The sequence below is a fragment of the Enterobacter cloacae complex sp. P47BA genome, from assembly GCF_014930485.1.
GTDB lineage: Bacteria > Pseudomonadota > Gammaproteobacteria > Enterobacterales > Enterobacteriaceae > Enterobacter > Enterobacter bugandensis.
Genome location: NZ_JADBRF010000007.1, coordinates 191,307 through 197,866, shown reverse-complemented (window position 1 = coordinate 197,866; position 6,560 = coordinate 191,307). Strand labels below are relative to the sequence as shown.

General features: G+C 55.7%; 5 protein-coding genes. 1 reads left to right on the top strand and 4 read right to left on the bottom strand.

What is annotated here, in order from left to right:
• Positions 1-519: 519 nt before the first annotated feature.
• The 4 genes from phoH to efeU form a co-directional block, all read right to left on the bottom strand.
• Positions 520-1,308 (bottom strand): phosphate starvation-inducible protein PhoH, encoded by a 789-nt coding sequence (phoH, locus tag IM299_RS09875; RefSeq protein WP_193357422.1) that lies wholly within the window; start codon positions 1,306-1,308, stop codon positions 520-522.
• Between the two features lie 499 nt (positions 1,309-1,807).
• Positions 1,808-3,091, bottom strand: coding sequence for an iron uptake transporter deferrochelatase/peroxidase subunit (gene efeB / locus IM299_RS09870; protein WP_028012667.1), 1,284 nt, complete (start codon positions 3,089-3,091; stop codon positions 1,808-1,810).
• A gap of 5 nt (positions 3,092-3,096) precedes the next feature.
• A complete protein-coding gene (efeO, locus tag IM299_RS09865; protein WP_048958439.1) occupies positions 3,097-4,224 on the bottom strand; it encodes an iron uptake system protein EfeO in 1,128 nt (375 codons plus the stop codon).
• A 40-nt stretch (positions 4,225-4,264) separates the two neighbouring features.
• Positions 4,265-5,098, bottom strand: a complete 834-nt coding sequence (efeU, locus tag IM299_RS09860) for an iron uptake transporter permease EfeU (RefSeq protein WP_028012665.1) — start codon at positions 5,096-5,098, stop codon at positions 4,265-4,267.
• 251 nt (positions 5,099-5,349) lie between these two features.
• Between efeU and IM299_RS09855 the strand changes: the two genes are divergently transcribed.
• Positions 5,350-6,534: a NupC/NupG family nucleoside CNT transporter gene (locus IM299_RS09855; RefSeq protein ID WP_047368266.1), complete on the top strand. Its 1,185-nt coding sequence runs from the start codon at positions 5,350-5,352 to the stop codon at positions 6,532-6,534.
• Positions 6,535-6,560 lie beyond the last annotated feature (26 nt).

Here is a 6,560-nt window from a genome sequence, read left to right as displayed (position 1 = left end):
ACGGGTTCTTATGCCTTAGTTGTAAGTGTCTACCATGTCCCCGAACAAGTGTTCACTATGTCCCCGGACTGTACAGGGGAGAGGGTTAGGGTGAGGGAAACATACGGCTGTGGTGGTCATTCCGTTCACTTTATGTTCCCTGCTACTCTGTAACGACATGACCGGTGAACGTGCCAGGGTGGCTCAGTCGCCACCACCCTGGCGACCCGGGCTCCCGGCGGTAAATCGCCGCTTCGCGGTGCCCTCGGCTTATTCCTTCCGGCTTATCGGGTACGGGCGGAGGTAACGTCCCTGTAAAGCCCGCCCTCTCGGCGCATCCCTGCGCCTCGCCCCGGCCTGCAGGAAACGCCTCAGCGATTTACAGCCGGACCAGAGCATCGCTGAAAGCCTTAAATCGTTCTGAAACAACGTTAATGCTTCTGCTTAAAATTACTGGGGATCTCTCACCCCCAGGCGAGAGGGAATAAAATGCACATAAAACAAAGCCCGGTTTCCCGGGCCTTGAACGCAACAGCACACTCAGTAATACGCTTGCAGCGTCCGTTGACACAGCGCCGAGCGCACGCAGTCCTCTTTGGTGAAACGAACCACCCCAATCATCCCATCTTCCTCAAAACGTGACATGGCGTCGCTCAGTCCGGACTTCACGCCCGACGGCAGGTCACACTGGGTAATATCGCCGTTGACGATAACCGTCACGTTCTCCCCGAGGCGCGTTAAAAACATCTTCATTTGCGCAGCGGTCACGTTCTGAGCCTCGTCAAGAATAACGACCGCATTTTCAAATGTACGTCCGCGCATATAGGCGAACGGCGCGATTTCCACCTTGCCAATCTCTGGTCGCAGGCAGTACTGCATAAAGGATGCACCCAGTCGCTTCACCAGCACGTCATAGACGGGCCTGAAGTACGGAGCAAACTTCTCCGAAATATCGCCGGGCAGGAAGCCGAGATCTTCATCAGCTTGCAGTACAGGACGGGTAACAATAATGCGCTCCACGTCCTTATGGATCAGTGCTTCCGCTGCTTTGGCTGCACTGATCCAGGTTTTCCCGCATCCGGCTTCACCGGTTGCAAAGATGAGCTGTTTACTCTCGATAGCATTCAGGTAGTGCGCCTGAGCCTCATTGCGCGCCACAATTGGAGAATTATCACGGCTGTCTCTGGCCATGCCAATTGCTTCTACGCCACTCATCTGCACAAGCGAGGTGACCGATTCTTCTTCACGCTGTTTATGGCTACGTGAGTCCCGTCTCAGCACACGTTTTGCTTCGCGACGAGCTTTGATCACTGCTTTTTGTCTTCCCATGGATAGCACCTTGAGTTGTTGGTATTCATCACACGCGCCAGCTTCGGCACGATTATGCGCACGAACATCAGAGGGTTGGCTTCCTTGTAAGCCATTGCTTGCTTTATCAGATGACGATACAGAACGGCTACGCGCACCGGTCTGCACGTCGGTCGAATCAGATACTTGAGGTGTGGGGGAGAATTTAGTGGTGAGGAAATCGCTGCCGGAGTCTGAGCCTCCGCGCCGGGTGCTGCGGTTGTTATGTTTACCTTGTCCAGTACAGGACGCAACCATTCGCGATCTCCATAGTGATTCAGCATCACTGCCGGGAACTACCGCTGTCTTATCTTAAGTACATCAGGAGTTATCATAAATGCAACATTTATTTTACCTGAGTGCAACTTTTAAGACTGTTCCTGCAGCGGAATCAGTCTTATATATGAATATTACAGAAATATAACAATAAGATAGTCATATGAAAAAATAATGTCCCCGCGAACTATCGCAGGGACGATTATCAGGCTTCCATCAGACCTTGTGCGAGATACGCGCCAGCATCGCGCGCGCCGGGCAGGGCAAAGAAATAGCCGCCGCCGATGGGCTTAATGTACTCTTCCAGCGCTTCGCCGTTTAACCGCTTCTGCACGGTCAGGAAGCCTTTCTCCAGATCGTGCTGATAGCAGACGAACAGCAGCCCCATATCAAGCTGGCCGGAATTGGTCACGCCCAGCGAATAGCTGTATCCACGGCGCATCATCAGGCTGGACTGCGTCTCTTTGGTGCGCGGGTTGGCAAGGCGAATATGGCTGTCGAGCGCGATAACGTCGCCATCCGGGTCGTTCGCGTAGTCCGGCACATCATGCTCGTGCTTCATGCCCAGCGGCGCCCCGCTCTGCTTGTCGCGGCCAAAAATCGTCTGCTGCTCTTTCAACGGCGTGCGGTCCCAGAACTCCACGTGGAACTGAATAATGCGCACAGCCTGGTAGCTGCCGCCCACAGCCCATGCGGGTTCCCCCTGATCTGCCGTCACCCACACCACGTCTTTCATCAGCGCCGCATCGCTGCTGTCCGGGTTGGCCGTGCCGTCCTTAAAGCCCAGCAGGTTAACCGGCGTCTCTTTGCCTTTGCTGCGGGCGGCGTGGTCAGAGATAAACCCTTCCCGCTTCCAGCGCACGCTCAGCAGATCCGGCGTGTGCTTGATGATATCGCGCAGGGCGTGGATCACCGTGTCCTGGGTATTGGCACAAATCTGCAGGAGCAGATCGCCGTGGCACAGCGCCGCGTCGAGGGAGTCATTCGGGAAGCGCGTCATCTTCTGCAGCGCGTTCGGCTTCTGTTTTGCCAGGCCGTAGCGGCCGTCAAACAGCGACTCCCCTACCGACACGGTAATGGTCAGGTTATCCGGCGCGATAAACGCCCCGAGGATACCGGAATCCATCGGCGGCAGGCGCGGGTTCGGCGTATCCGGTGCCGGCCCGCCCGCGGTAAGAAACGCGATGCGCGCCGTCAGCAGGCGGAACAGACGCTCCAGATCCGCCTTATCGCTGGCCAGCGAATCAAAGGCCACCAGCATCATGGAAGCCTGCTGCGGCGTGAGAATACCCGCCTGGTGCGCGCCATAAAACGGCTGGGTCTCCATGCGGGCATCCGGCGAGAGCGTACCGGGCGCGCTCTGCGGTTTCGCCGCATGCGCCACCGGGCAACCTCCCGCCAGGGCAAACGCGCCGCCCAGCGCCCCTACCCCTTTTAACAAACGACGTCGGGAAGGTTCCGCCACGTCGAATTCTTCGTGCTTGTTCATCGTGCTTAGTCCAGACCCAGTACGCCGCGCAGCAAGGAGAGATCTTCCGCCAGCGTCGTAATCGGGCCTTTCAGCGCGTTACGGTCGGCGTCGGTCAGCTTGTCGTAGGTTTCGAACCCGTCTTTGGTACGGTACTTCGCCAGGATGGTATCGACCTTTTTGAAGTTGGCATCCACTTTCGCCAGCAGTGCGCCGTTCTCTTTCTGAAGCTGAGGACGCAGCAGCTCGACAATCTTCTGCGCACCGTCGACGTTGGCCTGGAAGTCCCACAGGTCGGTATGGCTGTAGCGATCTTCTTCACCGCTGATTTTGCTCGCGGCCACTTCTTCAATCAGACCAGCCGCGCCGCCCACCACCTTCGACGGCGGGAAGGCCAGCTCGCTGATGCGCTTTTGCAGCTCCAGCACGTCGGTGTTCAGCTGCCCGGCGTATTTCTCCACTCCTTTGGTGGAGTTATCGCCAAACAGGGCTTTTTCCAGACGGTGGAAGCCGGTGAATTTCGGATCGGCGGCCTTCTGCTCGTAGTCATCTTCGCGGGCATCAATGCTGCCGTCGAGGTCAGAGAACAGCTCGGCAATCGGCTCGATGCGCTCGTAGTGCTGACGGGTTGGCGCGTACAGGGATTTCGCTTTTTCGATATCGCCCGCTTTCACGGCGTCGGTGAAGGCTTTGGTGCCCGTGACCAGGTCCGCCGTCTCTTTGGTGACGTAGGCTTTATAGGCGGTGATGGCGTCGCCCAGGCTCAGCAGGGCCGTGCCTTTGGCCGCGTCCGCCGTCGCTGCACCTTTGACGATCAGCTTGCCTTTAGGGTTGGTCAGCAGGCCGCAGGTCATGTCGTATTCACCCGGCTGCAGGTTGGCGGTCATCTTCTGGCTGAAGCCCGGCGCGATGTTCTCGCGCTCTTCCACCACCATCACGCCTTTGAGGATCTCCCACTCCAGCGCCTTCTGGCTGTGGTTCTGAATGATAAACTGGGTTTTACCGCTGTTAACCGTGATGGTCATCGGCTCACACTGCTTATCGTTAACGGTGACTTTTACCTGCGGAATATCCGCAGCCTGCGCAGCGAATGCAGAAGCGAACAGCGCGGCAATGCCTGCGCACAATGCACTACGACGAAACTGAATTGCCATGACTCTTCCCTTAAAAAGTATGTTGTAACTAAAACAATAATTATGGCGCAACGCGCGACGCCTGCGAACCGGTACGCGGCGGCATCGCGAACAGCACCAGCGCCGGAACCAGATAGATAAAGTACATCGCCACTTCGCTGACGCTCGGCGTTTCCTGGTAGCCGAAGATGCCTTCGAGCAGGGTGCCGGTCAGTGAATGGGTGGAGAGAACGTTGCTGAGATCGAACGCCACGTCCTGGAAGTGGTTCCACAGGCCCGCCTCGTGGAAGGCGCGGATCGCCCCTGCCGCCAGCCCCGCGGCCACCAGCAGAATGAACAGGCTGGTCCACTTAAAGAAGGCGCCCAGGTTGAGGCGAATGCCGCCCCAGTAGAGCAGAAAACCCAGCACCACCGCCGTTGCCAGACCGAGCATGGCGCCCAGCGGCGGCCAGATACCCACGTCCTGCTGGAATGCCGCCAGCAGGAAGAAAACCGATTCCAGACCCTCGCGCGCCACGGCGAAAAAGACCATCATAATCAGCGCCCAGCCGTGGTGATTCCCCTTCTGCAGGGCGTTATCCACCGCCTGCTCAAGCTGCACCTTCACGTTGCGGGAAACTTTGCGCATCCAGAAGACCATCCACGTCAGGATGAACACCGCAATCACGGCGACGATACCTTCAAACAGCTCCTGCTCTTTCTGCGGGAATTCGCCGGTGGTTTCATTGATGAGGATACCTAAGCCCAGGCAGAGCGCCGCGGCAAGGAATACGCCAACCCACATCACGCCAATCCAGCGCCCACGCTGGGTGCGCTTCAAATAGCTGGCGATAAGGCTGACAATCAGGGCCGCTTCAAGGCCTTCACGTAACATAATGAGAAATGGAACAAACATGCCGACACCTTAAATGTTTATCGCGGTCAACTGATGCAAAGAAAGGTAAATTCTTGTGATAGTGATTATCATTACGGCGGAAGGAAACACAAGCGAAATATGTGGTGATTTGATGACGAGTTGTAAACTCAAAGCCTGTTAATAGTTGCCACCGTTACCGTTAAGTTTATAAGTTATAATAAAAATGCCCATTTACGGTTAACCAGTGCTGTGGCTAAATATCCGCCTCAAAAACCAACCGAAAATATCCCATGTTTAAGATTGTCCATTTCCTGCTGGCGCTGGTGATTATTCTTGCGCTTGCCTGGCTGGTGAGTTTCGACCGCCGAAAAATTCGCATTCGTTATGTTTTACAGCTGATTGTTATTGAAATTGCCCTGGCGTTCTTTTTCCTGCACGCCGAAAGCGGGCTATTCCTGATTAAATACGTTTCCGGCTTCTTTGAGTCACTGCTGAAATTTGCCTCGGAAGGGACGAATTTCGTCTTTGGCGGAATGGGTGAAAAAGGGCTGGCGTTTATTTTCCTCGGCGTGCTGTGTCCGATTATTTTTATTTCCGCACTGATTGGTATTCTCCAGCACTGGCGGATCCTGCCGATTTTTATTCGAATCATCGGAACGCTGCTGTCAAAGCTGAACGGCATGGGCAAGCTGGAATCGTTCAACGCGGTGAGCTCGCTGATCCTCGGCCAGTCGGAAAACTTCATTGCCTATAAAGGCGTGCTGGGGGATCTCTCCTCGCGTCGTCTGTTCACCATGGCGGCCACGGCCATGTCGACGGTCTCCCTGTCGATTGTCGGTGCCTATATGACCATGCTCGACGCCAAATTTGTCGTTGCCGCGCTGATCCTGAACATGTTCAGCACCTTTATTATTCTCTCGGTCATTAACCCGGTACGTCCGGAAGCCGAGCCGGATATCAAGCTGGAAAAACTGCACGAATCCCAGAGCTTCTTTGAAATGCTGGGCGAGTATATTCTGGCCGGTTTTAAGGTGGCGATGATTATTCTGGCGATGCTGATTGGCTTTATCGCCCTCATCAGCGCCGTTAACGCCCTTTTCTCCAGCGTATTCGGCATGAGCTTCCAGCAGATCCTGGGCTATGTGTTTTATCCGCTGGCGTGGCTTATCGGGATTCCGCTGAGCGATGCGTTAAACGCGGGCAGCATTATGGCAACCAAGCTGGTGGCGAATGAATTTGTAGCGATGATTGAGCTGCAAAAAATTGCTCATGAAATGTCACCGCGCGGGCTGGGTATATTGTCCGTATTCCTGGTGTCGTTTGCCAACTTCGCCTCCATCGGCATCGTCGCCGGGGCGATTAAGGGGCTTAACGAGCAGCAGGGCAACGTGGTGTCGCGGTTTGGTCTGCGCCTGGTATACGGTGCGACGCTGGTGAGCCTGCTTTCGGCGAGCTTTGCGGGATTAGTGCTGTAAATAGCTTTGCTACAAAACAACAACGG